General features: G+C 63.7%; 28 protein-coding genes, 1 pseudogene and 1 riboswitch. Of the genes and pseudogenes, 17 read left to right on the forward strand and 12 right to left on the reverse strand.

From position 1 onward, the window contains the following. The 3 genes and pseudogenes from EFD55_RS33970 to EFD55_RS30350 form a co-directional block, all read right to left on the reverse strand. Window positions 1-174 (reverse strand): annotated as a pseudogene (locus tag EFD55_RS33970) (IS110 family transposase); the annotation flags it as partial. Window positions 175-435: 261 nt separating this feature from the next. After that, the gene (locus EFD55_RS30345) at window positions 436-1125 is read right to left on the reverse strand and encodes a VOC family protein (protein WP_125850452.1); all 690 of its coding nucleotides are present in this window, start codon (window positions 1123-1125) and stop codon (window positions 436-438) included. A gap of 173 nt (window positions 1126-1298) precedes the next feature. Further along, complete coding sequence (locus EFD55_RS30350; RefSeq protein ID WP_125850454.1) at window positions 1299-1733, reverse strand: 6,7-dimethyl-8-ribityllumazine synthase; 435 nt, start codon at window positions 1731-1733, stop codon at window positions 1299-1301. An 80-nt stretch (window positions 1734-1813) separates the two neighbouring features. Next, window positions 1814-1956: riboswitch (FMN riboswitch) on the reverse strand. A gap of 243 nt (window positions 1957-2199) precedes the next feature. Between EFD55_RS30350 and EFD55_RS30355 the strand changes: the two genes are divergently transcribed. Beyond that, window positions 2200-2646: an SRPBCC family protein gene (locus EFD55_RS30355; RefSeq protein WP_125850456.1), complete on the forward strand. Its 447-nt coding sequence runs from the start codon at window positions 2200-2202 to the stop codon at window positions 2644-2646. 185 nt (window positions 2647-2831) lie between these two features. Further along, on the forward strand, window positions 2832-3155 hold the full coding sequence (locus tag EFD55_RS30360; protein WP_125850458.1) for a GCG_CRPN prefix-to-repeats domain-containing protein: 324 nt from the start codon (window positions 2832-2834) through the stop codon (window positions 3153-3155). 98 nt (window positions 3156-3253) lie between these two features. Here the strand turns inward: EFD55_RS30360 and EFD55_RS30365 are convergent, their stop codons facing one another. Beyond that, window positions 3254-3478, reverse strand: coding sequence for a hypothetical protein (locus EFD55_RS30365; RefSeq protein WP_125850460.1), 225 nt, complete (start codon window positions 3476-3478; stop codon window positions 3254-3256). A gap of 375 nt (window positions 3479-3853) precedes the next feature. On the opposite strand from EFD55_RS30365, the gene EFD55_RS30370 reads away from it, so the two are divergent. The 5 genes from EFD55_RS30370 (at window position 3854) to EFD55_RS30390 (ending at window position 8810) form a co-directional block, all read left to right on the forward strand. Then, a complete protein-coding gene (locus EFD55_RS30370; protein WP_183736897.1) occupies window positions 3854-4411 on the forward strand; it encodes a dihydrofolate reductase family protein in 558 nt (185 codons plus the stop codon). Between the two features lie 114 nt (window positions 4412-4525). Beyond that, window positions 4526-5650, forward strand: a complete 1125-nt coding sequence (locus EFD55_RS30375; protein ID WP_125850464.1) for an adenylate/guanylate cyclase domain-containing protein — start codon at window positions 4526-4528, stop codon at window positions 5648-5650. Between the two features lie 262 nt (window positions 5651-5912). Further along, window positions 5913-6641 carry a cadherin-like domain-containing protein gene (locus EFD55_RS30380; protein WP_125850466.1) on the forward strand — a complete coding sequence of 243 codons (729 nt, stop codon included), beginning with the start codon at window positions 5913-5915 and terminating at the stop codon, window positions 6639-6641. 247 nt (window positions 6642-6888) lie between these two features. Further along, entirely contained in the window at window positions 6889-7536 is a 648-nt protein-coding gene (locus EFD55_RS30385) for a winged helix-turn-helix domain-containing protein (RefSeq protein ID WP_125850469.1), read from the forward strand. Beyond that, window positions 7533-8810, forward strand: coding sequence for an MFS transporter (locus EFD55_RS30390; RefSeq protein ID WP_125850471.1), 1278 nt, complete (start codon window positions 7533-7535; stop codon window positions 8808-8810). The genes EFD55_RS30385 and EFD55_RS30390 overlap by 4 nt, the downstream gene beginning before the upstream one ends. On the opposite strand, the gene EFD55_RS30395 is transcribed toward EFD55_RS30390, so the two are convergent. From EFD55_RS30395 to EFD55_RS30410, 4 genes are all read right to left on the reverse strand, one after another. Continuing rightward, the gene (locus EFD55_RS30395) at window positions 8770-9678 is read right to left on the reverse strand and encodes a LysR family transcriptional regulator (protein ID WP_125850473.1); all 909 of its coding nucleotides are present in this window, start codon (window positions 9676-9678) and stop codon (window positions 8770-8772) included. The two genes, EFD55_RS30390 and EFD55_RS30395, sit on opposite strands and share 41 nt — an antisense overlap. A gap of 600 nt (window positions 9679-10278) precedes the next feature. After that, complete coding sequence (locus EFD55_RS30400) at window positions 10279-11301, reverse strand: LLM class flavin-dependent oxidoreductase (protein ID WP_125850475.1); 1023 nt, start codon at window positions 11299-11301, stop codon at window positions 10279-10281. Window positions 11302-11520: 219 nt separating this feature from the next. Next, window positions 11521-13128: an alginate lyase family protein gene (locus EFD55_RS30405; RefSeq protein WP_245438638.1), complete on the reverse strand. Its 1608-nt coding sequence runs from the start codon at window positions 13126-13128 to the stop codon at window positions 11521-11523. A 263-nt stretch (window positions 13129-13391) separates the two neighbouring features. Continuing rightward, on the reverse strand, window positions 13392-14546 hold the full coding sequence (locus tag EFD55_RS30410) for an ROK family transcriptional regulator (protein WP_125850477.1): 1155 nt from the start codon (window positions 14544-14546) through the stop codon (window positions 13392-13394). Between the two features lie 210 nt (window positions 14547-14756). Here EFD55_RS30410 and EFD55_RS30415 point away from each other — a divergent pair, with 210 nt between their 5' ends. The 7 genes from EFD55_RS30415 (at window position 14757) to EFD55_RS30445 (ending at window position 21154) form a co-directional block, all read left to right on the forward strand. Beyond that, complete coding sequence (locus tag EFD55_RS30415; RefSeq protein WP_125850479.1) at window positions 14757-16064, forward strand: extracellular solute-binding protein; 1308 nt, start codon at window positions 14757-14759, stop codon at window positions 16062-16064. A gap of 99 nt (window positions 16065-16163) precedes the next feature. After that, window positions 16164-17054, forward strand: coding sequence for a carbohydrate ABC transporter permease (locus EFD55_RS30420; RefSeq protein WP_125850481.1), 891 nt, complete (start codon window positions 16164-16166; stop codon window positions 17052-17054). Between the two features lie 3 nt (window positions 17055-17057). Next, window positions 17058-17975 (forward strand): ABC transporter permease subunit, encoded by a 918-nt coding sequence (locus EFD55_RS30425; RefSeq protein ID WP_125850483.1) that lies wholly within the window; start codon window positions 17058-17060, stop codon window positions 17973-17975. A 2-nt stretch (window positions 17976-17977) separates the two neighbouring features. After that, entirely contained in the window at window positions 17978-19084 is a 1107-nt protein-coding gene (locus EFD55_RS30430; RefSeq protein WP_125850485.1) for an ABC transporter ATP-binding protein, read from the forward strand. Between the two features lie 10 nt (window positions 19085-19094). Continuing rightward, complete coding sequence (locus EFD55_RS30435; protein WP_125850487.1) at window positions 19095-19925, forward strand: glycerophosphodiester phosphodiesterase family protein; 831 nt, start codon at window positions 19095-19097, stop codon at window positions 19923-19925. After that, the gene (locus EFD55_RS30440) at window positions 19922-20752 is read left to right on the forward strand and encodes an inositol monophosphatase family protein (protein ID WP_125850489.1); all 831 of its coding nucleotides are present in this window, start codon (window positions 19922-19924) and stop codon (window positions 20750-20752) included. The genes EFD55_RS30435 and EFD55_RS30440 overlap by 4 nt, the downstream gene beginning before the upstream one ends. A 120-nt stretch (window positions 20753-20872) precedes the next feature. Then, complete coding sequence (locus EFD55_RS30445; RefSeq protein ID WP_125850491.1) at window positions 20873-21154, forward strand: SseB family protein; 282 nt, start codon at window positions 20873-20875, stop codon at window positions 21152-21154. Window positions 21155-21209: 55 nt separating this feature from the next. Here the strand turns inward: EFD55_RS30445 and mazF are convergent, their stop codons facing one another. After that, window positions 21210-21548 (reverse strand): endoribonuclease MazF, encoded by a 339-nt coding sequence (mazF, locus tag EFD55_RS30450; protein ID WP_125850492.1) that lies wholly within the window; start codon window positions 21546-21548, stop codon window positions 21210-21212. Next, window positions 21548-21685, reverse strand: a complete 138-nt coding sequence (locus EFD55_RS30455; RefSeq protein WP_205909814.1) for an AbrB/MazE/SpoVT family DNA-binding domain-containing protein — start codon at window positions 21683-21685, stop codon at window positions 21548-21550. Before EFD55_RS30455 ends, mazF begins: the two co-directional genes overlap by 1 nt. Before the next feature lie 239 nt (window positions 21686-21924). Here EFD55_RS30455 and EFD55_RS30460 point away from each other — a divergent pair, with 239 nt between their 5' ends. After that, the gene (locus EFD55_RS30460; protein WP_125850494.1) at window positions 21925-22923 is read left to right on the forward strand and encodes a hypothetical protein; all 999 of its coding nucleotides are present in this window, start codon (window positions 21925-21927) and stop codon (window positions 22921-22923) included. Window positions 22924-23095: 172 nt separating this feature from the next. Here EFD55_RS30460 and EFD55_RS30465 read toward each other — a convergent pair whose 3' ends face one another. Beyond that, window positions 23096-23527 (reverse strand): hypothetical protein, encoded by a 432-nt coding sequence (locus tag EFD55_RS30465; protein ID WP_125850496.1) that lies wholly within the window; start codon window positions 23525-23527, stop codon window positions 23096-23098. 5 nt (window positions 23528-23532) lie between these two features. Then, a complete protein-coding gene (locus EFD55_RS30470; RefSeq protein ID WP_125850498.1) occupies window positions 23533-24330 on the reverse strand; it encodes a DUF899 domain-containing protein in 798 nt (265 codons plus the stop codon). 115 nt (window positions 24331-24445) lie between these two features. Between EFD55_RS30470 and EFD55_RS30475 the strand changes: the two genes are divergently transcribed. Together EFD55_RS30475 and EFD55_RS30480 are read left to right on the forward strand one after the other, a co-directional pair. Beyond that, complete coding sequence (locus tag EFD55_RS30475) at window positions 24446-25663, forward strand: helix-turn-helix domain-containing protein (RefSeq protein ID WP_125850500.1); 1218 nt, start codon at window positions 24446-24448, stop codon at window positions 25661-25663. Between the two features lie 27 nt (window positions 25664-25690). Further along, window positions 25691-26320: a Vgb family protein gene (locus tag EFD55_RS30480; protein WP_125850502.1), complete on the forward strand. Its 630-nt coding sequence runs from the start codon at window positions 25691-25693 to the stop codon at window positions 26318-26320. The last annotated feature ends 183 nt before the right edge of the window (window positions 26321-26503 follow it).

The following is a 26503-nucleotide window of genomic DNA, read 5'->3' on the forward strand; positions in this document are numbered from 1 at the left end:
CTCATAGCCACCCGTCGCCTCCAGCGCGACGACATCCGCCTTCAGGCTCAAGAGCCTTGCGGCAAGCCCATCCAGGCTTTCATCATCATTGGCAACGGCAAAGCTTTTGCCTGACGGCAGTACATGCACATCCAACCGGTCTTTCGAAACATCAATGCCAACCACAACGTCCATCTGATCCCATCCTTGTCCAAGCGGGCTTCGCCTTCGCGAGCGGCCCAAGCGACTGTTCGGGTTCGATGGAACGACGGAGCCATCCCTTGCTCTGCCACAGGCTTTTAAACCCGAGGGGGTTGCGGGCTCGGCTCCGTCACCGCAAGCGCTAGCTAGGCTGCTGGCGGATGGCGTCAAGTTACAAGGGGGTGTGGCCACGGCATCGAAGAGAGCCTCACCCTGAGGAAGGGCGAGGCGGGTGCTCTCTACGTCTGCCGTCACCTACAATGGCAACTCCCGGCCCGCTTGTTCGCTGACCATGTATTCGGCGTACCAGTCCGGCCAGTTGTCGTCGTGTTTGCCGCCGGTTCGTTTCTCGTGTTCGCCGTGGGCGGTGGCGGCGCGGCGGAGTGCTGCGGCCAGGTCGCTCGAGGTCGAGAAGGCCGTCTCGTCGGCGTCGATGCGGCCGGGCAGGCGCGTGGTGACTTCCTGGAACAGCCAGCCGTTGCCGTCGGGATCCTTGAACGAGGCGAAGGAGCGGTAGCTGCGGTGGTCGGGATCGCGGCCGGCGATGCGCAGCCGTCCGAAGAGATAGGGTTCATCCTTGCCGGCATAGACGCCTGCGGCGTCGTGGAAGACCTCGCTCACCTCGACGCCGCGGGCGATGAGATCGCGGCGGGCGGCCTCGATGTCGGAGACGACGAGGTAAAGGCCCTGGGCGGAGCCGGGGGCGGCAGCGGTGATGTTTTTCCCGAAGATAATCGCGCAGCCGGAGCCGGGCGGGGTAAACTGGATCACCCGGAAATCGGCATCATTGGCGAAGTCGGCGTCGAGCCGCCAGCCCAGGCCGTCGTAAAAACGTTTGGCGCGGTCGACGTCGGAAACGGGGATGACGACCACTTCGAGCTTGGTGTCGACGGGCCGCGTTCTCGGGGTTTCGATGGGGGTTTCACTGCGCATAGCATTGCTCATCTTCAGCTCCCTTGAGGGTTGGACGCATTAAGAATGGCGATACATGTCGAGGGTAAGTGGACCACAGCGCGGCGGGGGCGTCGAATCAATTATTCTGTCCGATGCGGCCGGCACCGGGCGAGGGATCGAGACGGCGGGAACAGTGCCCGCCGCCTTCCTTCGTGGCGTCGCCATCAAGCGGCAAGAGCGGCGCGCGTCTTTCCGATCATCAGGGCCGCGCGGGCGGCCTCGCGGCCCTTCTCGACGAAGTGAGCGCGGTAGATCTGCTGGTGGTGCTCAGTTTCCTGATAGTGGTGCGGCGTCAGCGAGACCGACAGCACCGGCACGCCGGTATCCATGCCGGCGCGCATCAGCCCGTCGACGACGGCCTGGGCGACGAATTCGTGGCGATAGATTCCGCCGTCGACGACGAAGGCGGCGGCAATGACGGCGCCGTAGCGGCCGCTCGCCGCAAGATCGCGCGACAGCAGCGGCATTTCGAAAGCGCCGGGAACGTCGAACACGTCGATCTGCTCTGCGGGAACAAGCTGTTGGAAACCTTCGAGGGCACGGTCGACGATATCGGCGTGCCAGCCGGCTTTGATGAAGGCATAGCGGGTGGGTGTCATGGTCATCTCCTTTGGCGTACAGACACGTCACCCAAGGCGATCACGAACGTTCACCGGCTGCCGGCAAGGGCAGCAGGAACGCGCGTTCTCTTTCATCCGGACTATGACCGTCGGCTCAGGCATCTCACCTGATCTGCTGACCCTTCCAAGGAAGGCGCTCGCGGGCTCGCAATCGAAATCGCATACCGCCGGTAGGGACTTTCACCCCGCCCTGAGAACGGCGCGAACATAAGGGCAGGGCGGCGGGCTGGCAAGAGGCGGAAATGCGTTGTGGGCGGATGCGGGATCGCCACGTCAGCGGCCTGCAACGCCGCTCAAGAGAGCCTTATCCTCGAAGGACGAGGCGGCACTCCTGCCCTTGCTGAGCGTGTCCTTGCGCCTAAATGCTTCCCGTGGGGAGATCCATGTCGAAAAAGCATGTCGTGCCGCGTCATAGTAGGCAGAGCAGCAACCATGGGAGAATGTGATGCAAGACCCTTTCGTCGTGCGCCGCGAGGCGCATATCGCGGCCCCGCCTGCTGCGGTGTTTGCGCTGATGACCGATCCGGAGAAAATCCTGCGCTGGATGGGAACGGAGGCGCAGATCGAGCCTGAGCCGGGCGGGCTCTATCTCGTCAACGTCACCGGCGCCCGCTTCGCGCGCGGCTCGTTTCGCGAGGTGGTGCCGGTTCATCGCCTGGCCTACAGCTTCGGCTGGGACGGCAGCGAGGTGGTGCCGCCTGGATCGAGCCTGGTCGAGATCGACCTGATCGAGCAGCCGGACGGAACGCTGCTGCGGCTCACCCATAGCGGCCTGCCGAGCGCCGAGCAATGCGCCGGCCATACGGAAGGCTGGGTGCATTATCTCGGGCGGCTGACCGAGGTCGCAGCCGGGCGCGATCCCGGTCCGGATGTCTTTGGCGGCAGGAAATGAACGGTTTTCCGAGGGTGTCACCGCGTCCGCAACCGACTGACATTGCGGAGAAAAGCAACCGGGCGGCGTGCCGCCCGGCCGTCCGGAAAGGCGCTTTTTCGCCAGCAAACATGAACATGCAATTCATCCCCGGTTCAATTTGGCAGCCCTAAGGTGGGCTTGGCTGGATTGAATTGGAGTTCGTTATGAAGGCACTTTCTATCGCGGCTGCCTTGCTCGCTGGCAGCCTCTCGATTGGCACAGCTGAAGCGATGCCGGTCGGGTCAATCAACGTTCAGAGCAATATCGTCAAGGCCGACTACGAGTGCGGCCGCGGCTGGCACATGACGGGCTGGGGTGAGTGCAGGCCGAACTGGCGCCGCCCGCCGGCGGTGGTCTTCTACGGCGGTCCGCCGCGCTGGGGCTGGGGCGGTGGCTGGGAACGGCATCACCGCCGCGACTGGGATGGCCCAGGCTGGCGCGAGGGGCGGCGTTGGGATCGCGAACGCCGTTGGCGTGACGATTACTAAAGGTCTCGTTCAGAGACAGATCGATGAAGCCGGCGCAATGGTTCGCCGGCTTTTTCATGAGCGTCTGCAGGCGCTCATTCATGCGCGCCTGCGGGCGTTCAGATCTGGCTGACCAGCCAGTACTTGCCGTCGATCAGCTCTTCGAGCTCGACCGGATCCTTGACGCCGAACTCGAACCATTCGACGAGTTCCCTGGCTTTCCGCTTGCTCTCTTCGGCGGTGAATTCGATCCCGTAACGCGTGCACCATCGCCGAAGGATCGACGTCAGCAGCGTCATGTCATTTCCATCAAGCGGATCTTTCGGCCAGTATGTCGTGCCCATCGCAACCCCTCAATCACACGAGACAACGGGCGCATAATGGAATCAAATCCGCGCAAGTTTAAAGTGTTTTTTTCTTTGTTTTCCACCATGATGAATGGTTTTCCACAGGGTTGTTTGACGGTGGGGTTGACAGGAGCTGCGGGGGATGGCGGCGGGCGCAAGAGCCGAAGGGAAGCAGGGATCGCCACGAACTAAACGAGCTCGCGCCTCGTCGGCTCGAGCATGGTTCGGCCCCTTGTGAGATAGGGCAGTACCCAAAATCCGTATTCGGGATGTCGGCGTCAGCGTCGCTCGAGCGTCCTTGGGAACATCAAGACCGAATTCCCACCGCCCCAGTTTGGAAAAAGACCACAGGAGATAAAAGTGTCTACATCAGTGCTCTTCATGTCCATGTCATTAGACGGGTATATCGCGGGGCCTAACGATGAAGTGGGCAATCCCGGCGGCGACGACTTTATGCGGTTGCACGAGTGGTACGGGGATTTTTCCCGACCGACCGGACCGGTCGGACAATTGTGGGACGAATGGAACGCGCCAGGTGCGATTCTGGCGGGTCGACGAACCGTGGAGCAGGTCGATCACTGGGGCGGTGACAATCACGGTGTCGCGATCTTCGTACCCAGTCACAGGCCGCCCGGGCCATCCGTCGCGAATTATCCGTTGGTCAAATACGTGAGCGACGGGATCGAGAGCGCAATGGCGCAGGCGAAGGCCGCCGCCGGGGACCGGGACGTGTTGATGCTCGGCGCGTATACGGCGCAACGGGCGCTGGAAGCTGGCGTGCTCGACGAACTGCAAATACACCAGATTCCAGTCTTGTTCGGAGGTGGCCGCCGAATGTTCGAAGTCTTACCATCGCGCGTCGAGTTGGAGATCGTTCGGGTGATCGATACACCCGAGGCCACGCACATCCGCTACCGCGTCCGCCGCTGAGCCCGCCGACCCGACAGCCTCCGGAGGCCGGCGGCGTCCTGAAGGGCTACGGGAGGGTTCGTGGGCGAACGTCTCGGGGTTGCCCGCGTCCTGTTGTGATGCCAATGTTAACATATGGATCTGCCTTCCTCCCTTGCCTGGCTGGTTGACGAGGCGGCCGCGTCGCCCGGTCCCGAACGATTTCTGGCCGAGCTCGGGCGCCGGCTGCTTTCCGATGGCCTGCCGCTTGCGGGCGGCGCGCTGACGCTTTCGGTGCCGCATCCGATCATTGCGCGGCGCACATGGCTGTGGCGGGCCGAGACCGGGGCGGTCATCGAGGCGCTGGGTTTTGCCGCGGCTCCCGAAAGCGAGGCCGGGCGCGATTGGCTGGCCGGGCTCGGGCCGGTGTGGGAGGAGAGGATCGGGCCTTCCGAGGACGGGCTGCTGCTCGGCTGGGCGGGCATTGCCGATGGGGCAGGGACCTTCGCTGCCGATGATGCGGCCCGGCTGGGCGACGTCGCGCGCTTTGCCGCAGCACCGCTTGCAGCCCTTGCGGCGCGTGAGGCGCGGGCGGCATTGCTCGAAGCCTATCTCGGCCGGCGCAGTGCTGCCCGGGTGCAGGCCGGGGCGCTTGCCCGCGGCACGGGCGAAACCATCCGCGCCGCTCTTCTCTGCGCCGATCTGCGCGATTTTACAGCACTTTCCGAGGTGACTGAGCCGCATGCGATGATAGCAGCGCTCGATGCTTGGTTCGACCGCGTCGCCGGCGCCGTGCACGCCTTCGGTGGCGAAGTGCTGAAATTCATCGGCGACGGCGTGTTGGCGATCTTTCCCGTTGCGGTAGCCTCCGCCGAGCCGGGAGCGGACGGCGCGAGCCAAGGGGACAATATTGCCCGCGCGGATCGCAATGCCTGCGAGGCGGCGCTGAGGGCCGTTGCCGCCAGCCGCGCCGGCATGGCCCATCTCGACCAGATACGCCAGGCCCAGGGGCTGGCGCCGCTGCCCTTCGGCGCGGCACTCCACTTCGGCGAGATCCTTTGGGGCAATATTGGTGCCGCCGACCGGCTTGATTTCACCGCCATCGGCCCGGCGGTCAATCTGGTCAGCCGGCTGGAGGGGCTCTGCAAGCCGCTCGGCCGCAGCGTGCTGATCTCGGGCGCGGTGGCGGCGAACACGCAGACCGCCCTGACGCCGCTCGGCGAGCACGCCCTGCGCGGCATCGCCGAACCTTGCGCCGTCTTTGCTCTGCCGGAGGATTAGCGCGATGCCCTGCAATCAATGCGGGGCCGCCGTGATCAGCTCAGTGTTGCAGGCCTATCCCTGCGTTGTAGGCTTTAAGCTCGGGCTATGTGGCGAGGCTTCTAACTCATTGTTATGGCAATAAAGAACTATCAACATATAGTTGTTATTTCTAAAATCCATTTTTGGTGTTTCATAAATATAGGTTTGACTTTGACAGAATATTTCGTCTTTATCTCCAGCGCTGGGCCGATGTTGAACCTTTTCAGGGGAGGAAAATGGTATGCCGGTAAAGCCCAATGCTGTGGATGATTCCGCCAGTTTTTTCGAAACCGATGCGATCAGCGGCAATATTCTCGACAATGATGTTGCCGGATCGAACGGCAAGAAAATCCTGAACTTCTTTGATGGCGAGCGTGTCGATGCCAAGGCGCCGGGCGTGATCACGACCATCGAAGGTGAGCATGGCACATTCTTCGTCAAGGCGGACGGAAGCTATAGCTATGAGCTGCATGCTTCCGAGAAGGTCGGCTTCGAGGCCGGCGAAAGCCTTTTCGAACATATCAGCTATAAGATTTCCGACGGCGGCGGCAACACCGATACCGCCGTATTCAACCTGGAAATCAAGGGTGTCACGTCGAAGCCGGTTGCGGTCGACGACCACCTGTCGTTCTCGGAAGATGACGCGATCTCCGGAAATTTGCTGAGCAACGAGATCAATCCGGGCGGATCGACCCTTTATCTCCGCTTCTTCGACGGCGTTCGTGTCGATGCCAAGTCGGGTCCGGCGCACGAGACCATCGTTCAGGGTGACTATGGCACCTTCAAGCTGCAACCGGACGGGTCGTTCACTTATGAACTCGACCATTCGCTCGATGCCGTGCAGAACCTCGGCGCGGGAGAGCACCTGACGGAGAGGGTGAGCTACAAGATGGCCGATGCCGCCGGCCACACGGATGTCGGCGTGCTCGATCTGACGATCAACGGCAGCGATGCGCCGCTCCTGAGCTGACGGCCTGCTATGTCCAGCTCCGTCCGTTCCTGCGACGGAGTTGTGATTGTCGCGGCTGATGAAATTTCTGCAGCTCCGTCACCGGCAACCGGCCATTATCGGTTGCCGGTGACCGCGGCCATCCGTTGGGATTGAAGAGATCCGGAGCGGGGCGGCGGCGGCGCGCGTTGCGCCGGTATCTCCGGACTGTAACGCGAGTTTGCAAAGATATGTTTGCAAAATTTCCTTTGCAATATATGCTTGGGGCATGAAAGATCCGCGCCCCCAGCCTCCCGCAGATACCACAGCCTCCCGCACCGTCAGCCGGGTCGTGCCCGAACCCACGGCGCTGAAGGCGCTGGCGCATCCGGTTCGGCTGCGCATGCTTGGCATGCTCAGGGTCGATGGTCCCGCCACGGCGACGCAGCTCGCGGTGCGGCTCGGCTTGAACAGCGGTGCGACGAGCTACCATCTGCGCCAGCTCGCCCAATACGGCTTCATCGAGGAGGTGCCGCATACCTCCAAGCGCGACCGCTGGTGGCGCGCCAGCCATGAATTGACCACGGTGCCGGCGAGCGAGGCCGAGGGGGAGGCGCTCGATCTCGATCTCGCCTTTAGCCAGGCTGTGCTCTCGCTGCAGGTCGGCCAGATGCAGCAGGCGCTGGAAGAATATGCCGAGCTGCCGGTCGAATGGCGCAAGGCGAGCACCGCGAGCGACATCATCATCCCGATGACATCAAAACAGGCCGAGGCGCTGACGAAGCGGCTGACCGACATCATCCTCGAAGCGATGCGGGCGGCCCCGCCGCTGGGGGAGGCGTCCGGGAAGCCTGACATGGTTCCCTTCTCGGTCATGCTGCACGCCTTTCCCTATCCGGGCCGCCTTCCGCACCGCGAGGGGGAGGACGAGCCGTGAGAAGGGGAAGTCCCTTCCTGGCGCTCGCCGCCGCCGAGGCGCTTTCGCTTTCCGGCACGCGGCTTTCGACCATCGCCATTCCCTGGCTGGTGCTGAGCGCGACCGGCAGCCCTCTCCTGACGGGGCTGACGGCGATGATGGAAATGCTGCCCTATGTCGTCGCCAAGGCGCTCGGCGGGCCGCTGATCGACCGGGTCGGCGCCAAGCGCATCGCCATTGCCTGCGACGCCGCTTCGGTCGCCGTGGTGGGGCTGGTGCCGCTTCTCGATTTCCTCGGCATGCTGAGCGTGCCGGTGCTGCTGCCCGTCGTCTTTGCCATGGGCGTGCTGCGCGGCCCGTCCGATGCCGCCAAACAGGCGATGGTTCCCGATATCGCGACGCTGGCGGACGTGCCGCTCGAGCGGGTGACCGGCGTCGCCGCCGCGATCGAGCGCCTGGCCTCGACGGCGGGTGCGGCTGGCGCCGGCGCTTTGATCGGGCTGATCGGCCCCGGCCAAGCGCTCCTCGTGAATGCCGCCACCTTTGCCGCCGCCGCGCTGATCGTCGGAGTAGGCATACCCGGGATGCTGCGTGCACCTGCGCTAACAGCCACGGCCGATGTCCGGCCGGAGAAGGTCTCCTCCTATCTCGACGATCTCCGCGAAGGCTGGCGCTTTCTGCGTGGCGATGCGGTGCTTGTCAGCATCGTCGCCATGGTGGCGATCACCAATCTCTTCGATCAGGCCTATGGGGCGGTGCTGCTGCCCGTCTGGACGCGGGAGGCCGGCCACGGCCCGGAGCTGCTCGGCGCAATGCTGGCTGCCTTTATCGGCGCTTCGATCGCCGGGGCTGCGATCGCGGCTGTTATCGGCGAGCGGATGCCGCGCCTGATGGTCTATACGGTGGCCTTCCTTCTCACCGGATTTCCGCGTTTTCTGGTGCTTGCGATCGATGCGCCGCTTGGTTCTGTCTTCGCGACCCTTGTTGTCGCAGGATTTGCCTCCGGCTTCCTCAACCCCATCCTGTCGGCGGTGATCTTCGAGCGCATCCCGAAGCCGCTGACCGGCCGCGTGACGGCGATGAACGCCGCCCTCTGCTTTGCTCTCATCCCCTTCGGCGGCCTCGTCGGCGGCGCCCTGATCAGCACGATCGGCCTTGCCGCGGCCCTGCTGCTCAGCGGGATTGCCTATCTCTGCGCGACCCTTGTTCCGCTGGCGCTGAAGAGCTTTCGCGGCTTCGACAAGGCGCTTGCTTCTAGCCGTGGCGTCCAAGCTCCTCGACCATCAGGTCGATAAAGCGGCGCACGCGCGGTTCCAGCAGGCGCTTGTCGGGATAGAGGGTCACGATCTTTGCATCGTCGGCCTCGACGTCGGGCAGGAGATGGCGGAGGCGGCCGGCGGCAAGGTCGGCGGCGGCGAGAAAATCCGGGAGGAGGGCGATGCCGAGGCCCGCCAGCGCCGCGTCGCGCAACGCTTCGCCGCTGTCGAGCCGCAGGCGGCTGCGCCCCGGCGCCTTGACCCAGCCGCCGCCTTCGCCGCGAAAGCGCCAGCCCTGCCGTTGATTGCGGCTGGTGAAGAACAGGCAGTCATGGGCAGCGAGATCCTCTATATAGCGCGGCTCGCCACGCTCGGCGAGGTAGGCGGGTGAGGCGCAGAGCCGCGCCTTGCAGGCGGCGATCACGCGCGAGGCGAGCCGCGTGTCCGACGTCGATGCGCTCGCCTCGATCCGGATCGCGAGGTCGAAGCCTTCCTCGACGATGTCGGCGAGGTGATCCGTGAAGCTCATCTCGACCTGGATACCGGGCCAGGCGCGAAGATATTTTTCAATCAGCGGCAGCACCACGAGCCGCCCGAAAGCGCCGGGAACGGCGAGCCGGAGAACGCCGCGCGGCGTGCCGCTATGCCCGGCCACACTCGCTTCCGCCTCGTCGACCGAGGCGAGAATCTCAAGCCCGCGCTCGTAGAACAGGCGTCCTTCGTCGGTCAGGCTCAGCGTCCTCGTCGTGCGGTTGAGCAGGCGCGCGCCGAGCCGCTCTTCCAGGCGGATCACCGCCTTTCCTGCGGCCGATCGCGACAGGCCCATGGCCTCACCGCCGGCGACAAAGCTTCCGGCATCGACGACGGCCATGAAGATCAGGATATCGTTCAGGTTGGTGCGCGGCATGAGGCAACTCGAGCGGTTCTATGGCCATAACTCGGTCGGTCATGCGATGGGTCAAGGTTTGGGGCGCCGATGCGGCAAGCGAGGGGACGCCAAATGTTTGCCGCAGCCGCTGCCCCGTGCCTGTGAGAGGCACGGGATAAGGAGCGAGCGTGCCTAGAGGCACCCCTCTGTTCTGCCGGGCATCTCCCCTCGCATGCCATGGGAGCGGCCTGCATCAACTTCATGCCAGAGGACGAGACTGATCGGGTCGAAATGACCCAATGGATCAGAACGTGAAGCGGATGACGGCGGTTCGGCCTGTGTGAGGGATAGAGTATAGAAGTCCCCGCCCCAACCCCTCCCCACAAGGGGGAGGGGCTTAAGTTGCCGCACCGGCTTTCTAAATCTTCGACGTTTCGGGAGGAGCGAAGCGGTGCCTCGGGTTAGCCCCTCCCCCTTGTGGGGAGGGGTTGGGGAGGGGACCCGTCTCGGCTGGACACAGGGCAGAGGTGCGTCACACGGCATTGCCATCCTCGCTCTTTGACAAGCGCAGGGATGGGCCGGGTGATGCTCGCGCCCAAAGCCTGTTCGTGGATCAAGCCATCAATGCGGCGCGCGGCCTCAGCGCCAGCCGAGCGCCGGTGCGACGTGGGTCAGGATCGCCTCGATGACATGGGCGTTATACTCGACGCCGAGCTGGTTGGGCACGGTGAGCAGCAGCGTGTCAGCCTCGGCGATTGCCTGATCTTCGGCGAGCTGCCTGATGAGCACGTCGGGTTCGGCGGCGTAGCTGCGGCCGAAGATCGCCCGGGTTTTCTCGTCGATGAAGCCGATCTTGTCGCCTTCGTCGCCGCCATAGCCGAAATAGGCGCGGTCACGGTCGTCGACGAGCGCGAAGATGCTGCGGCTGACGGAAACGCGCGGCTGGCGCGTGTGGCCGGCCGCCTTCCAGGCTTCGCGGTAGGCGCGGATCTGGTCGGCCTGCTGGACGTGGAAGGGCTCGCCGGTTTCATCGTCCTTCAGCGTCGAACTCTGCAGGTTCATGCCGAGCTTGGCCGCCCAGACAGCGGTGGCGTTGGAGCTTGCGCCCCACCAGATCCGCTCGCGCAGGCCTTGCGAATGCGGCTCGAGGCGCAGCAGGCCCGGCGGGTTCGGAAACATCGGCCGCGGGTTCGGCTTGGCGAAGCCTTCGCCGCCCAGCACTTCGAGGAAGACTTCTGCGTGATGGCGGGCCATGTCGGCATCGCTCTGGCCCTCCGGCGGCGCGTAGCCGAAATGGCGCCAGCCGTCGATCACCTGCTCGGGCGAGCCGCGGCTGATGCCGAGCTGCAGCCGCCCGCCGGCGATGAGGTCGGCAGCGCCGGCATCCTCGGCCATATAGAGCGGGTTCTCGTATCGCATGTCGATGACGGCGGTGCCGATCTCGATCCGGCTGGTCCTGGCGCCGACGGCTGCCAGCAGCGGGAAGGGCGCGGCGAGCTGACGGGCAAAATGATGCACGCGAAAATACGCGCCGTCGGCGCCGAGTTCTTCGGCCGCAACCGCAAGGTCGATCGACTGCAGCAGCGCATCGCCCGCCGAGCGCGTCTGCGACTGGGGCGAGGGCGTCCAGTGCCCGAACGAGAGAAAACCGATCTTCTTCATGCCGCGCCTCTATCCGTTGCGTCTCAAGGTGGATGGGTCATTGCATAGTTTTGGGGAGGAAGACAATCGGGGGCGGAGGGTGTTGCGTATCAGTTGTACGGCGCTTGACATGCTGTCCTCCGCTATACCTTGGAGAATGTTGCGCGAACGTCTCCCCACCCTCATTCCTGTCCTCGGGTCAAGCCCGAGGACAGGAATGAGGAGAGTGGGAGCGAAGCCTCAATGAAGCGTATAGAGAAGCGTGCCGTAGCCAAGCTGGTCGTAACCGCCGCTGTTGGGTCCATAATCGCCTCCGCCACCTTCCGGGCGTGCCAGGGTGGTGAAGGTGGAAACGTAAGGAGCGTCGAGTCCCTTTAGAACGACGTAATGGTTGTAGAACATCTCCCACATAGGTCTGACGTTCGGCCCCCTGCTTCCCTCCGAAATTGAGGTTTGAGTGGTGTCGCTGTTTTTGTAGGTGGTGTACGGCACGTCATAACCGAGGTTGTATTTGGCCACATATTCCGCGCCTGCAAGCACGAGATTGTTGTCGTAGCCGTAGAGATCGTCACCTTGGGACCAGGCCATCTGACAAATCGCGCTAATAAGGGCGATATCGAGCATCGCATGCCCCTGGTCGCGCCCGGCTTCCTGGCCCTGGGCCAATCCCCCGTCGTATGCCTTCCAAAACATCTTGTGGAACGCGCCATTTCCGGCGCCATTGTATAAGTAGTTGATGGCTTCCTTGTAGATGTCTTCTCGATCCGTCAGAACGCCGATGGCCAGCATGGAGGCAATATTGCACAGGTCCCAGTTGGCCCAGTAATGGTCTATCTTGGCGCCGTTGTGCCTGACCAGAAAATCATGATTCATGGGATAGAATATCGTAAGCATCATGTTCTGGAATTTTGAGAAATCATCGGCGGACCATCCCTTGTAGGTTCGCATGATCTCCGCCGCATTGGCCAGCTCATAGCCGTAGATGCCAGATGCCAGAAACTTGTCCGAGCTGCCGTCCACCGCCGTCAATGTCGACGACCAGGCATTCAACACCTTGACGGCTCTGTCGGCGTAGGCGTCGTCCCCACCGATTTTCCAGCGCAAAGCCAAGGCATATGCCGCAGCCGCATCATTGAAAAGGAGCGCATAGTTTTCAGGGTGGGTAGGATTTTTCCCGCGGATAACAAGCGAAACCGGTCGAGGTGAGTATTTTAGCGACGAATGGCTATTGTTGATCAACCTTTGCCAACCACTGACTGTCGGCTCAGATTTCGCCTTTAGCATCGCTATAATGCGGTCGAAATCAGCTTGGGTCTGCAGCAAGCCGGGATGGATAAACTTCCTGCCGCCACTGCTTGTGGTCACTGTATTGGCGTCAACGGCAGGATTGGCACCGGCGGCAGCGTTTGCGGATGTCGCGTTGCCATTCGTCGTCGATGTCGGTGTCTTGGAGACTTGCTCGGCAGCTTTTTGGCCGGCGGCTGAATCCGGCTGCGGCTCTGTCGTCTGGGAATTGTTTTGACTTTCGCTGTTTGTCGCCGAAGCGGTCGTTTCAGTACCGGTGTCCGGGAAGGCTGTGGAGAGTGCTGCAACGATCACGTTCACAAGCGGGGTAACGGGGTTCCGGTCCTCACAGCTTTGGAGACCAAGACAGAAGCTCACGAGAACGATCAGGCCAATCTTCGTTCTTCCGTGCCCGTTACCGCCAGCGATCTTCGTCGTTGTCTGTCCAGGTGATGAAGGGCGCGAAGCGATCGCCAACGTCCGTCTGTTCATCATATCGACATCAATTCCTAACTTTATGCGCAGCGTGTGATCCCCCTGCCAAGCAGTGAAGCTGCGATTCATCGGCGGTGATTAGACCTGCATGATGGGAGCAAATGGAACGTGCTCGCCGGCTGCGGCGCGAGCGTCCGTGATGCGGGTTATCAATTTATGAATGGACAGCTCTGCTCGAAATCCTTCGGCGCATTGGGGATATGCCGTACATGATATGGATACCGAAAGGCTTTCGCCTGCGTGCCGTGACGGTCCATTTCCTCAAGCGGAAACGGAGGGAATTGGCGTAAGCGGCTGAGCGGGAGTCGGTTTTGGGCTCGAAGCGCCCAATCTCAATAATAAGCCGATTTGAACGGGGCGATTGCGGCACCGATCGCCGAGGCGTCGCTTGAGATCTCGGAGATAACAAGTTTCGGGCGGGGGCGCGGCACGCCGTAGCGCGGGCGGTCGTAGATTTCGGTGCGGTCGATCAGCATCTGCGCGAGCGCCGGTGGAATCTGGCCGCCGAAGACGATGGCCTGTGGGTCGAAGATCGCCCAGATCGCGTTGACGAGGCGGCTGTAGGCGGGCGTCACTTCATCCACCCATTCGAGGACCCCCGGCCATTTCGGATCGAAATGCTTGCGCATGTAGGTGATCGAGGGAATGTCGAGCCCGTTCCGGTTGATATTTTCGATCAGGTACTGCAGGGCGGGGCGGCGCTTGCTTTCTTCGGCGTCGTACATGCCCGAGAATTCGCCGGCATTGCCGACGCCGTTGTGCAGCAGTTCGCCGTTGCTGACCAGGCCACCGCCGAAGCCGTAGTTGAAGCTCAGATAGGCGAAGTGCTTGATGTAACGGCCGGCGCCGAACATGGACTCGGCGACGGTGCCAGCTTTTGCGCCATTATGCGCCCAGATCGGCTTGCCGAAGAACTCCGTCAGCAACGGCCCGAGTTCGATCAGCGACCATTCATGCAGCGGCAACGGTGCGTTGTAGCGGGTGCCGCTGACGTGGAAGCCGGCGATGGCAAAGCCGATGCCGAAGAAGGTTTCGTCGGTCAGATTGTTCTCCCGCTGGTGTTCGGTCAGTTGCTCCAGCACGAGGTCGAGCGACTGGGCCATCGAGCGGTCCCGCAGGGCGACGCTGCTTTCGGCCAGCACCTTGCCTGAAATATCCATCAGGCAGATGCCGATCACATCCGTATTGACCGAGATGCCGCAGGAATAGGCGTAGCTTCCGTTCAGCCTAAGCGTTGGGCTCGGCTGGCCGCGGCCGGTGCCGGGTTTCGGCGAGCCGAAGCAGACGATGCCGCGTTCCTCCAGCTGATCGATGATCCGGTAGACGGATTGCTGGGTGAGGTCGGTATGGGCGGTGACTTCGGAGCGGGAGAGGCCGGGATGACGCCAGATGAGTTTCAAGAGGTCGCGCTCATTCGACGAAACGATGCCGCTTTCGCCCGGACGCAGGAAGCGCGGCGCGATCAGCGTTTCCGGAAAATAGGCCATATCGACACTTTCTTCGCCAAAACAATTACCAAGCAGGTGTAGTAATCCATCGTCGGCGCCAGGCCGTTTCTGTCATGCAACCCTATAACAGCACGTTTTTCCAGTCACAAGCGTCTTGAGTCCGTCGCAAAATTGTTACACACTCTGTGTAATAAAGCGCCGTCACGACGCCGGGCTCGAACCCGGCCGAGCAAAACAGGCGAGGGCAAGATGAAGATTTCCATGCTGACGGCTGCGGCCGCGCTGATGGCTGGCGCGTGTTCCGCGCAGGCGGCCAATATCGAATTCTGGTACGGCAATACGGGTGTCGCCGAGACGGCGATCCAGGACCAGTGCAAGGCGTTCAATTCAGCACAGAGCGCCCATCACATCACCTGCGTCGGCCAGGGCAGCTATGAGGTGTCGATGCAGAAGGCGATCGCAGCCTTCCGCGCCAAGAACCATCCCGTCCTCATCCAGTTCTTCGACGCCGGCACGCTCGACCTGATGCTGTCGGACGCCGTCGAGCCCGTCGAGGACGTGCTGCCCGACGTCAAGTGGGACAACTACATCGCCGGCGCGCGCGCCTATTACGAAACATCGGGCGGCAAGCTTTTCGCGCAGCCCTACAATGCTTCGACGCTGCTCTTCTACACCAACAAGACCGAGCTCGAAAAAGCCGGGATTACGAAGACGCCGACCACCTGGGAAGAGATCATCGAGGCCGCCGGCAAGCTCAAAGCTTCAGGCCACGCCTGCCCCTTCGTCACCGATGGCGACACCTGGCGCGTGCTCGAACAGTTCTCGGCCCGGCACGGCCTGCCGATCGCCTCCAAGCACAATGGCTATGACGGCCTCGATGCCGAATATGTCTTCAACACCACCTTCGTCGCCAAGCATCTGCAGAATCTCGTCGATTGGCGCAAGGAGGGTCTCGTCAGGCTCGGGACCGATACCAAGGCCGGCAATTTCACCGCCGCCTTCAATGCCGGCGAATGCGCGATGATGGAGAATTCCTCGGGTTCCTATACAGCCTCCGCCAAGGCTTTCGAAGGCAAGTACGAGCTGACCGTCGGCTTGGCGCCGATGTATGCGGGCTATCAGCGCCACAATACCTTTGTCGGCGGCGCCTCGATCTACATCATGAAGGGCCACGACAAGGCCGAAATCGAAGGCGCCAAGGCCTTCCTCGATTTCGTGCGCGATCCCAAGCAGCAGATGTCGTTTACATCAGCCACCGGCTACGTGCCCGTGACCAACGATGTGATGGATGCGATCGCCAAAAGCGGCGACGCGAATTCCCCGAAATATGCAACGGCCGCTGTCGGCATCGACTCGATGAACCAGCCGCGCACGGACGATACGCGCGGTGTCCGCCTCGGCTTCTACGTGCAGTTCCGCCAGGTGTTCATGGAAGAGACGCAGAAGGCCTTTGCCGGCCAGCAGACCATGCAGGTGGCGCTGGATAACGCCAAGAAGCGTGGCGACGAGCTGCTGCGCCGCTTCGAGCAGACCTACAAGGGCGTGAAGCTGCCCTGATTTTCGAAACCCCACGCACGGGCGCTCAAAGCGTCCGCGCGTCAGGCACGGGGCGTTCTCGGCTCGCCCCGTGCCGCTCTTCCAATGCAGGGCTTCGTCATGACCTCTGAATCTTCGCTCTTCAGCCATCGCTGGCTGCCGCTTCTCCTGGTGGCGCCGCTGATGCTGCTGATCGTGCTGTTCTTTTACGTGCCGATCTTCCAGGCCTTCTACTGGTCCTTCTTCCTCGAGCGCCCGTTCGGCGGCGGCTCGATGTTCGTCGGCTGGAACAATTTCGCCAGGGTTCTTTCCGATCCCGAATTCTGGGAGGCGGGCTGGCGCACCGTCGTCTTCATGGTCACGGCATCCTCGCTTGCGGTGCTGATCCCGCTGATCCTGGCGGTCGCGGCCGACCGGAAGATCCGCCTGGCGCTGCCGGCGCGCAACGTGCTGATCTGGCCGAAGGGCGTTGCCGGCGCCTCGATCGGCGTCGTCTTCGCCTTCATCTTCAATCCCTTCGTCGGGATTCTCGCGCCGCTCAATTCCGCCTTTCCCGGCATATGGGCTCCCGGCATCGATGGCACGGACGCCTTCATCACGCTGATCGCGGCGCATGTCTGGGGCGGCATCCCGTTCAATTTCGTCATCCTGCTCGCCGGCCTGCAATCGATCCCGCGCACCATGCACCAGGCAGCCGCGATGGACGGGGCAGGGCCGTGGCGGCGCATCGTCGACGTTCAGCTGCCGCTGATCATGCCGCAGCTCTTCCTGACGCTGGTCCTCGAGTTCACCGAAAGCGTCACCTCGGCCTTCGCGCTGATCGATACGATCACCAAAGGCGGGCCGGGCGGGGCGACGACGCTGCTCGTCTACAAGATCTATACCGACGGCTTTTCCGGCTACGACCTTTCCGGCGCCTCCACCCTGACGGCGATCCTGATGGTCTTCGTCATCCTCCTCACAGCGGCCCAGTTCTTCTTCCTCGGCCGGCGCGTCAGCTACGACAGGTAAGCCATGATCGAAAACGCGCGTTCCCTCAACATCGCCGCCGGCCTCGTCCTCATCGCCGGCATCGCCTATATCCTCGGCCCACTCTATCTGACGCTCTCCACTGCCTCGCAATCCTACGAGTTCATGCTGCGCAACGGGCTTGCCTGGTATCCCGGCGACCAGTTGTTTTCCAACATGGCGCGGGTGTTCGCAGAGACGCATATCCCGGTCCAGATGATCAACAGCCTGGTGGTCGCCTTCGGCGATGCGCTCGCCACCTGCGTCCTGTCGTTTCTGTCGGCCTATGCCATCGTCTATTTCCGCGTTCGCTGGGCGGGTGTGGCCTTCGCGCTGATCCTTGCGACCATCATGCTTCCGATCGAGATCCGCGTCATCACCACATACCAGGTGGCCTCGAACGTGTTTTCGCCCGTCAATGCGCTGCTCGATGTCACCGGCCTGAACGGGCTGATCGCTCAATATTTCGGCGCGCCGGTGAAGCTCGAATGGAGCGTGCTGAACACGCATATCGGCCTCGTCGCGCCGCTCGTGGCGCACGGCACCGGCACTTTCCTGTTCCGCCAGTTCTTCCTCACCCTGCCGAAGGACCTCTTCAAGGCGGCGCGCATGGACGGGGCAGGGCCGATCCGCTTCCTTTTCGACATCCTGCTGCCGCTCTCGCGCACCAGTTTCGCCGCGCTCTTCGTGCTGACCTTCCTCAGCGGCTGGACGCAATATCTCTGGCCGCTCGTCGCCTCCTCGACGTCGGACATGCAGACCGCCGTCGTGGGCCTTGCCCGGCTCGTGCCCGACACCGAGGGCGAGGTTCCCGATTTCCCGATGATCATGGCCGCCACCATCATCGTTTCCATCATTCCGCTCGCGATGATCGCGCTTCTGCAGCGCTACCTCGTCCAGGGCCTCGTTCTCACGGAGAAATAGCGATGAATGCGATCGACATGGCCATTCGCGCCGCTGCCGCCAATATCACGCTCTCAGGCGTCACCAAGGCCTATGACGCCGAAACCACCGTCATTCCGCCGATGGATGTCGAGCTGCGGGCCGGCGAATTCACCGTCGTGCTCGGCCCGTCCGGCTGCGGCAAGTCCACGCTGCTGCAGATGATCGCAGGGCTCGAACGAGTAAGCGGCGGCAAGATCCTCATCGGCGGTCGCGAGGTGCAGGATCTGGAGCCGAAACACCGCGGCTGCGCCATGGTGTTCCAGAACTATGCGCTCTATCCGCATATGAGCGTCTTCGACAATATCGCCTATAGCCTGAAGGTATCGGGCATGGCGAAGGCCGAGCGCGTCGAGCGGGTCGGGGCGGTGGCCAAGATGCTCGGGCTTGCCGATTACCTCTCGCGCAAGCCCGGCCAATTGTCCGGCGGCCAGCGCCAGCGCGTCGCGATCGGCCGTGCCATCGTGCGCGAACCCGGCGTGCTTCTGTTCGACGAGCCGCTGTCCAACCTCGATGCGCAGCTGCGCCACGACATGCGCGTCGAACTCGCCGAGCTGCACCGGCGCATCGGCGCCACCACCGTCTTCGTCACCCACGACCAGGTGGAGGCGATGACGCTCGCCGATCGCATCCTCATCCTGAACAAGGGCCGCATCGAGCAGTTCGATACGCCGAAGGCGATCTATCACCAACCGGCCTCGGTCTTCGTCGCCAAATTCATCGGCGCGCCGCCGATGAACATCCTGCCCGTCACCGGCGACGGCCGCGTGCTCAGGCTCGCCGATGGTCAGGTGGCGGCGGAAGCGCCGCTCGCCGGCGCCTATCAACTCGGCATTCGACCCGAGGATATTCTTGTCAGTGGCCAGGCCGAGGGGCGTGCGGTCACGTCCACCCTGCGTTTTCGCGAGGATCTCGGTTCGCACGCGATCCTGGCGGCCGAACTCGGCGGTTCGCTTGTCAGGATCGCGACACCCTTCGGCGTCGATATGTCAGACCACAGCCAGCTTTCCCTCAATCTCCCTGCTGCCCGTCTGCATCTCTTCGATGCGGAAAGCGGCAGGGCCATGCCCGGCGTTTTCAGCGCACATTAAAGGAAGTCCCATGAAATACATCGACCATATTGCCGACCCCAAGCGCGCCTGCGCCATCGTCGCCCATCGCGGCGGCTGGCATCACGCCCCTGAAAACAGCCTTGCCGCGATCGAAAACGCCATAGCCGGCGGCTACGACATCGTCGAGCTGGATATCCGCCAGAGCGCCGACGGCGGCCTGTTCATCCTGCATGACGACACGCTGGAGCGCATGGCGGGCATCGACCGCATTCCCGAGGAAATGACGATCGCCGAGATCACCAGCCTCCGGCTGCGCATGGCCGACGGCGGCCCGGACCAGCCGTTCACGACCGAGACCATTCCGACGCTCGAACAGGTGCTGGAAACCGTCCGGGGCCGGATCTTCGTCGATCTCGACCTCAAGGATCGCGAGATGATGGGCATCGTCGCCGCCAAGGTCAAAGAGCTTGATATGGCCGACCAGGTCGATCTCAAGGCGCCGGCCGGTACGCCGGAGGCGCTGTCCTGGCTTGCCGGGCAGCGCGGGATCGACGGCATCCCCTTCATGGGGATGGCCTTCTTCCGGGAGGAAAGCGCCGATCGGACAGCTGAGGCGATCCTCTCGATCAGGCCGTTCATGTGCGAAGCCAAGTTCGACCGGCTGGAGACGCTGGCCGGCCAGCATCAACGTCTTCGCGAGGGCGGGATCTCGCTCTGGGTCAATACGCTCGATCAGGTCTCCTGCTGCGGCTTGACCGACAGCGCGGCGCTCGCCGATCCCGATGCGGTCTGGGGCCGTATGATGGCGGCTGGAATCAGCGTCATCCAGACCGACCAGCCGGCCGCGCTCAAGGCCTATATCGAGGCGCGCCCGAAGTGAGGGAGATTTCCGACGCGCTTCTCTCCGCGCTGATGGAGGATATGCGTCAGGCGGCGGAGGCAGAAATCCTGCCCCGCTTCCTCGGCGTCACCGCCGAAGGCATCCGCACCAAGACCGCGCCCGACGATCTGGTGACCGATGCCGATCTCGGCGCCGAGCGGCGGCTGACCGAGGCGTTCTCGGCGCGTTTCCCCGGCGCGCTCATCATCGGCGAGGAGGCGGTCTCGGCCGATCCCGCCCTTCTGCGACGGCTTGCCGGGGCCGATCTCGCCGTCGTCATCGATCCCGTCGACGGCACCTGGAATTTCGCCCACGGCGTGCCGCTCTTCGGCATGATCGTGGCGATCGTTTCCGGCGGAGAGACGGTCGCCGGCCTGATCCATTACCCCGTCACCGGCGATTTCCTCGTCGCCCGGCAGGGGCAGGGCGCATGGCATATTGCCCGCGACAGCAGGCAAACCCGCCTCAGCGTCGCGCCCTCCGTCCCGGTCGGCGAAATGCACGGCTTCCTGCCGCTCCCCATGTTCCCCGCCGAGGAGCAGCCGGCCTATGCCCAATGCCTGCCGCGCTTTGCCCGCACCACGACATGGCGCTGTTCGGCCTTCGAATACCGGGCCGTGGCGACAGGCGCGATGAGCTTTTCGCTCAACGCCGAACTCAAACCCTGGGACCACGCCGCCGGCGTGCTGATCCACCGCGAAGCCGGCGGCCACAGTGCACTGCTGACCGCCGAGGCGTATCGGCCCGCCATGACTAGCGGCCGGCTGCTGCTGGCGCCGGATGCGGGGAGCTGGGAGGCGATCGCGCGGAGTCTTGGCGGGGCGTGATGGTTTGAGTTGAGGAGCAAAACGGGCGGGCTGACTGTTGGTGGATCTTGCGCCCAACCCAAAAATGCCGATGCTCTTTAAAAGCATTTCAGGTCGCCGCAGATGTAAGGAGATTGACCTTTGGGAGTCGAGATAGTCCGAGTTCCGGCCGATTGGCAGCACCCGGAAGAGGAAGGTGAATTGGTGGTGGGCGCGCATCACGAGCCGCTTTACTACATCGACGCCGCTGAAAAGACCGCCTTCCAGCTCTACGAAAATGTCAGCGAAGGCTCTCCAGTGAGCCCGGTCTTCACCACGAGGGAAGAGCTTGCGGAATGGCTGGAGCAGAAGGGGTGGCCGGCGGAATCCATCGAGTTCCTGCTTGCAAACGGACACGCGCCCACCAGGGTTACGCTCCTATGAAGAAGGATGTCCGCTGGCGGGTGAAACGTCTCTGACGAGTCCTGCCGTGCGCTGCTTATGGGTGGCCGATAAGAGCGGCGATCTTTGCCCGCACCTCGGCCAGCTCGGACGACGACACCTTGCCCTTGTAGGCCGCCTTGCGTACGACCCAATCGAGGCTCTTCACCTGGTCGGCGAGCACGATGCCGGGACGGTTGCCGGCGATCAAAACTTCGAAGGGGTAGCCTTTGATTGATGTCGTCATGGGGCAGCAGAGCATGAGGCCGGTCTTGCTGTTGTAAAGCGTTGGGCTGACGACGAGAGCAGGGCGGTGCCCGGCCTGCTCATGTCCGGCTTGGGGATCGAAATGCAGCCAGACGATATCCCCGGCATCGGGGACATAACGACCGGCCATCACAGCATTTCCTTGCCCAGCGGCGGGCCGAAGCTGGTTTCGCCATGCAGATTATCGGGCGTGATATCGGCGAGCAGCCGGGCCAAATCTCCTCGTGCTGAGATGCGCAGGCCAGAAGCCGGAGAATCGAAGGACATGCCGCAGGGCTGCTTCTTGCATCCATCGGGCGTCTGAGCGCCCGCCTCGTCCTTCGAGGCCCCTTGCGGGGCACCTCAGGATGAGGCTCTCCTGAGCGTCGGTAGGCCGCGGCTGCCGCAACACGCGCATGAGCGTGGCGCTTGCTTTTCTTCCGTCACGTCGGGCAGATTCGGCTCACGGCCGAATGGGATTCCTCCCGATCCCATCGGCCGTCTAGGAACTCCGAGAGCAATCAACCATGACCCAGATACGCAGCCTGATGGTTTTCGACACGGCGATCGACGCCGGTGATTTTGCCCGGTCCTGCCTGGAGTGGGGGATCGACACGCCGTGTCTGCATCCGGGTTTCCTCGAAGACGGGCGAATGGTGCGCGCGCTCGAAAGCGAGGGGCTGCGTTCATGGCTGAACGTTCCGGTTTTCTGCGATCCGAAATATCTCGCCCGCCATCCCGAGGACTACGCCGTTACCAGCCTCGGGAGACGGGCCGCCGAAGAAGACTGGCTCCACTTCGTCTGTCCGAGCCGGGAGAATTACCTCGACGGCGTCATCAAGGCGCTGCGCCGGGATCTGGGCAGGCTGACGCCAGCGGTCGTCAGCCTCGATTTCATCCGGCACTTCCTGTTCTGGGAGCGGGTCGTCCTTGACGGTCCGGCGGCCGGCATCGAGGACGCTTGTTATTGCTCGCTCTGCCTGTCGCGCTTCGAGAAGGCTTGCGGGGAGGCTGTCGATCGGGGGAACGCGCCGGCCTACATCCACCGCCACCTGCTGCAGCCGTGGGCCGAGTGGAAATGCCGGCGCATCAGCGACGTAGCAGAGCGGCTCTTTGACGAGATCCGCGCGCTGGCGCCCGGCGCGGCACTTGCGGTCCACACCCTTCCTTGGCGGGAAACGGACCTCGACGGCGCCATCAGAATCCGCGCCGGCCAGGACGCTGCGAGCCTCGCCCGCCACGCCGACATGATCGCCCCCATGGCCTTCACCCAGATGCTTGGCCAGACGGCTTTATGGAAAGAGCAGTTGCTCGCAGATATCAGGATGAGCACAGGCAAACCGGTATGCTTCTACGTTCAGGCCGAGGCGCTCTATCGGCCCGGCAACATCACGGCCGAGCAGTTCGACGCCGAATTGACCGAGGCCGGCAATGCCGATCCCGCGGCGATCATGGTGTTCCAGTACGAGCAGCTCGCCGCCCGGCCCGAGAAGGCTGCAATTCTCAGGAAACATTTCAGGGCGTAGTGCGCCCGGCTCCGGGTGCGGGAATGGCCGGGGGCGGCATCCTCCAACGCTCCTCATCCTGAGATGCGTAGGCCAAAGGCCGAAGCCTGAAGGACATCCCGCAGCGCTTCTTCTTGCATCGATCCGGCGTCGGAGCGCCCGCCTCGTCTTTCGAGGCCCCTTGCGGGGCACCTCAGGATGAGGCTCTCTTGAGCGTCGGCGCTCTCCGACCGGCAAGCCGCAGCCATGGCGAGAGGTGGAAGCCGCTCATCAGCAGGTACATCGATGTCATCCCCGTGAGCGGAAAGGCATCGGGCGTGGTCATGCAGATCATGTCGGAGCTGCCGGTTGCTGCCGTGAGCAGGCCCATGAGGGCGAATGTCGGCGCGGCGGCGAACGACAGAAAATCGGCGGTCAGCACGGTCTGGCCACCCCGGGCGGTCCTTTGGGCTGCCGGGACGGGAGGCTTGACTGCCGATCCGTCCGCGGCGGCGGCCAGCGACAGCCATTCGGCGGTGTTGAGGCCGGCGGCGCCGTCCGGGGCAGCTATCGCGCCCGAGGCAGTTATTGCATCCGAGGCGGCAAGATCGCCGCCTCTTTTCGCATGGTGGAGGGAAAGGGCCATCGCCGTCACTCCGTGCCGTAGCGGTCGTGGTGGCGCCACCAGATGCCGGTTTCGTTGCGGCCTTTGGGGGCGCGGTCGAGCCACTGGTAAATGCCCCACATGCCGTCCAGCCCGCGCGCATAGGTGGAATAGCTGTGGTAGACGGCGCCGTCGATGAGTTCGAAGGCGCTGACACCAGGCCGGTCGCGGGTGTAGGTGGGAACGTCGGTGCCGGTCATCGCGGCGATCTGGCCGACCGGTCCTTCGCCGTCGCGGCTCTGCCATTCCCCGACCGTCTTGCCCGCAAGCGGCTCGGGGGCGGGCGGTTCGCGCCGATAGTTATACTCTATGCCGCCCGCTCGCTGCTGCTCGGGCGTGAACAAGACGCTGAAATCGGCGTTGAAATCACTGCCGGCGGAAGAGGCCCAGGGAAAGCTCCAGTCCATGCGCCGCTTGAACGCCTGAAGCTTTTCGAGCGGGGCGCGCGAGACCGCAGTGAAGGCGACGTCGTGGTTTTGGAGATGGACGAAGAAGCCGTTGAAGCCGTCGGCGATCGTGGAGCAGGAGGGGCATCCGACACTGTAATCCGGCCCGAACATGAAGTGATAGACGAGAAGCTGCGAGCGCCCGCCGAAGAGATCCTTCAGCGAAGCATCGCCGCTTTCGGTGTAGAAGCGATATTCCTTGTCGATCCTCACACGAGGCAATTGCTGGCGTTTGGCCGCCAGTGCATCGCTTCGGCGTGTCAGTTCCTTCTCTTCCTCGAGCAGATCGAGTCTTGCCGCCAGCCATTCCTGGCGTGTTGCATTCAGTGCTATCGTCATGGGACTTCTCCTTTGCCTGTCAGTCGTCGTAGCATCCGGCACGATTGCTGCCGGTCGAGAGAAGATTACGGCCGGGCGGACGGATGGCGGGAGTGACAAGTGTGACGGGATTTGAATGGACTCGCTGATTACGGCCGCAGCACGCGCACTGGCATCGGGCGATGCGCTGGGTGCCTTGAAACGGGTGGCGTTGCGTGACGACGCGCCGGCCTTAGCGCTGCGCGGCATCGCCATGGCGCAGCTCGGCGATCTCGTCCGCGCCAAGGCGCTGCTGAAAAGTGCCGCGCGCGCCTTCGGGCCGCGGGAGGCGGTGGCGCGTGCTCGCTGCGTCGTCGCCGAGGCCGAGATCGCGCTCGTTTCGCGCGATCTCACCTGGCCGCCGAAGGCGCTGGATGCGGCAGCCAAGGTTCTGGAGGCGCATGGCGACCGGGTCAATGCCGCCCATGCCGGCAATATCGCCATTCGCCGGCTGGTGCTGATCGGAAGGCTTGATGAAGCCGAGCGGGCGCTTGGCCGTCTCGACCCGACGCCGCTGCCGCCGCCTTTGCGGGCCGCCCATGAGCTTGTCGCCGCCGGCATCGCTGTTCGCCGCCTGCGGACGGAGGCGGCGCGGGCCGCACTCGACCGGGCGGGGTTTGCGGCGCGCCAGGCCGGTATGCCCGTGCTGACGGCGGAGGTCGAAACCGCCGCCCGCGTGCTCGACCTCCCGGCGGCGCGGCTGGTTTCGCGCGGGGACGAGCGCCCGTTGCGGCTTGCCGAGGTGGAGGCGCTGTTTTCCAGCACGCTCGTCGTCGATGCCTGCCGCCATGTGGTGCGCGCGGACGGTGCGGTCGTGCCGCTTGCGAGCCGGCCGGTGCTTTTTGCGCTCGCCCGCGCGCTTGCCGAAGCCTGGCCGGGGGATGTGGCGCGGGGGGTGCTGATTGCCCGCGCCTTTCGCGGCAAACACGCCGACGAATCGCATCGCGCCCGGCTGCGGGTCGAGATCGGCCGGCTGCGGGCGGAGCTTGCCGGGCTGGCCGAGGTCTTGGCGACGAAGCGCGGCTTTGCGCTTTTGCCGCGCGGCTCGGGCGAGATCGCGGTGCTCGCGCCGCTCGTCGAAGGGCCGCATGCGGCGGTGCTTGCCTTTCTGGCCGATGGCGAGGCGTGGTCGAGTTCGGCGCTGTCGATCGCGCTTGGCGCCAGCCCCCGCACCGTGCAGCGTGCGCTGGAATCGCTCGCCGGCGAGGACAAGGTGCAGGCGATCGGGCGCGGGCGGGCGCGGCGCTGGATGAGCCCGCCGCTCTCCGGTTTCCCGACGATCTTGTTACTCCCCGGACCGCTGCCGAGCGACTAGTATGAGACAACCCATAAGGAGCAAGAAATGAAGAAATCGGCTGCGACGATCCTGCGTGAATATGGACCCTTTCCGGAGGCCGACCGCGTCAACGGCGTCACTTTCGACGGCCGGCACGTCTGGTTCGCCTCTGGCGACAGGCTGAACGCGCTCGATCCCGACAGCGGCGAGGTGGTGCGCTTCATCGAGGTCGCCTCCCATGCCGGCACGGCCTTCGATGGCGAATTCCTCTATCAGATCGCCGAGGCCGTCATTCACAAGGTCGACCCCAAGACCGGCCGGATCCTGACCACCATTCCGGCCCCCGGCAATGGCGGCGATTCCGGGCTCGCCTGGGCCGAGGGCACGCTCTGGGTCGGCCAGCATCGCGGCCGCAAGATCCATCAGATCGATCCCGAGACCGGCAAGATCCTGCGCACCATCGAATCCAACCGCGTCGTCACAGGCGTCACCTGGGTCGACGGCCAGCTCTGGCACGGCACCTGGGAAGGCGACGAAAGCGACGTCCGGCGCGTCGACCCAGAGACGGGCGAAGTGCTGGAGCGGCTCGACATGCCCGAAGGCTTCGGCGTTTCCGGCCTCGAATCCGACGGTGCCGACCGCTTCTTCTGCGGCGGGGGCGGCAGCGGCAAGATCCGCGCCGTGCGCCGGCCGTGAGTGCGGGTGAACCTTGCATCCGCTATTTTGGATGGCGGGTGCCGTGCAGCCCCTCATCCGACCCTTCGGGCCACCTTCTCCCCGAGGGGAGAAGGGAATGACGCGCCGTCGCGCATATTTTCAACGGCAGCGATAGAGTAAGACGAGGCGCTGCGACAAAATCCCTTCTCCCCTCGGGGAGAA

Origin of the sequence: Rhizobium pisi, assembly GCF_003938655.1 — a bacterium.
In the GTDB taxonomy this organism is placed as follows: domain Bacteria; phylum Pseudomonadota; class Alphaproteobacteria; order Rhizobiales; family Rhizobiaceae; genus Rhizobium; species Rhizobium pisi.

Excerpts from the sequence above, each read along its gene's own strand:
- EFD55_RS30345 (WP_125850452.1), bottom strand. The coding sequence starts at position 1,125 with ATGAGCAATGCTATGCGCAGTGAAACCCCCATCGAAACCCCGAGAACG.
- EFD55_RS30350 (WP_125850454.1), bottom strand. The coding sequence starts at position 1,733 with ATGACACCCACCCGCTATGCCTTCATCAAAGCCGGCTGGCACGCCGAT.
- EFD55_RS30355 (WP_125850456.1), top strand. The coding sequence starts at position 2,200 with ATGCAAGACCCTTTCGTCGTGCGCCGCGAGGCGCATATCGCGGCCCCG.
- EFD55_RS30360 (WP_125850458.1), top strand. The coding sequence starts at position 2,832 with ATGAAGGCACTTTCTATCGCGGCTGCCTTGCTCGCTGGCAGCCTCTCG.
- EFD55_RS30365 (WP_125850460.1), bottom strand. The coding sequence starts at position 3,478 with ATGGGCACGACATACTGGCCGAAAGATCCGCTTGATGGAAATGACATG.
- EFD55_RS30375 (WP_125850464.1), top strand. The coding sequence starts at position 4,526 with ATGGATCTGCCTTCCTCCCTTGCCTGGCTGGTTGACGAGGCGGCCGCG.
- EFD55_RS30380 (WP_125850466.1), top strand. The coding sequence starts at position 5,913 with ATGCCGGTAAAGCCCAATGCTGTGGATGATTCCGCCAGTTTTTTCGAA.
- EFD55_RS30385 (WP_125850469.1), top strand. The coding sequence starts at position 6,889 with ATGAAAGATCCGCGCCCCCAGCCTCCCGCAGATACCACAGCCTCCCGC.
- EFD55_RS30395 (WP_125850473.1), bottom strand. The coding sequence starts at position 9,678 with ATGCCGCGCACCAACCTGAACGATATCCTGATCTTCATGGCCGTCGTC.
- EFD55_RS30400 (WP_125850475.1), bottom strand. The coding sequence starts at position 11,301 with ATGAAGAAGATCGGTTTTCTCTCGTTCGGGCACTGGACGCCCTCGCCC.
- EFD55_RS30405 (WP_245438638.1), bottom strand. The coding sequence starts at position 13,128 with ATGAATCGCAGCTTCACTGCTTGGCAGGGGGATCACACGCTGCGCATA.
- EFD55_RS30410 (WP_125850477.1), bottom strand. The coding sequence starts at position 14,546 with ATGGCCTATTTTCCGGAAACGCTGATCGCGCCGCGCTTCCTGCGTCCG.
- EFD55_RS30415 (WP_125850479.1), top strand. The coding sequence starts at position 14,757 with ATGAAGATTTCCATGCTGACGGCTGCGGCCGCGCTGATGGCTGGCGCG.
- EFD55_RS30420 (WP_125850481.1), top strand. The coding sequence starts at position 16,164 with ATGACCTCTGAATCTTCGCTCTTCAGCCATCGCTGGCTGCCGCTTCTC.
- EFD55_RS30425 (WP_125850483.1), top strand. The coding sequence starts at position 17,058 with ATGATCGAAAACGCGCGTTCCCTCAACATCGCCGCCGGCCTCGTCCTC.
- EFD55_RS30430 (WP_125850485.1), top strand. The coding sequence starts at position 17,978 with ATGAATGCGATCGACATGGCCATTCGCGCCGCTGCCGCCAATATCACG.
- EFD55_RS30435 (WP_125850487.1), top strand. The coding sequence starts at position 19,095 with ATGAAATACATCGACCATATTGCCGACCCCAAGCGCGCCTGCGCCATC.
- mazF (WP_125850492.1), bottom strand. The coding sequence starts at position 21,548 with ATGGCCGGTCGTTATGTCCCCGATGCCGGGGATATCGTCTGGCTGCAT.
- EFD55_RS30455 (WP_205909814.1), bottom strand. The coding sequence starts at position 21,685 with ATGTCCTTCGATTCTCCGGCTTCTGGCCTGCGCATCTCAGCACGAGGA.
- EFD55_RS30460 (WP_125850494.1), top strand. The coding sequence starts at position 21,925 with ATGACCCAGATACGCAGCCTGATGGTTTTCGACACGGCGATCGACGCC.
- EFD55_RS30465 (WP_125850496.1), bottom strand. The coding sequence starts at position 23,527 with ATGGCCCTTTCCCTCCACCATGCGAAAAGAGGCGGCGATCTTGCCGCC.
- EFD55_RS30470 (WP_125850498.1), bottom strand. The coding sequence starts at position 24,330 with ATGACGATAGCACTGAATGCAACACGCCAGGAATGGCTGGCGGCAAGA.
- EFD55_RS30475 (WP_125850500.1), top strand. The coding sequence starts at position 24,446 with ATGGACTCGCTGATTACGGCCGCAGCACGCGCACTGGCATCGGGCGAT.
- EFD55_RS30480 (WP_125850502.1), top strand. The coding sequence starts at position 25,691 with ATGAAGAAATCGGCTGCGACGATCCTGCGTGAATATGGACCCTTTCCG.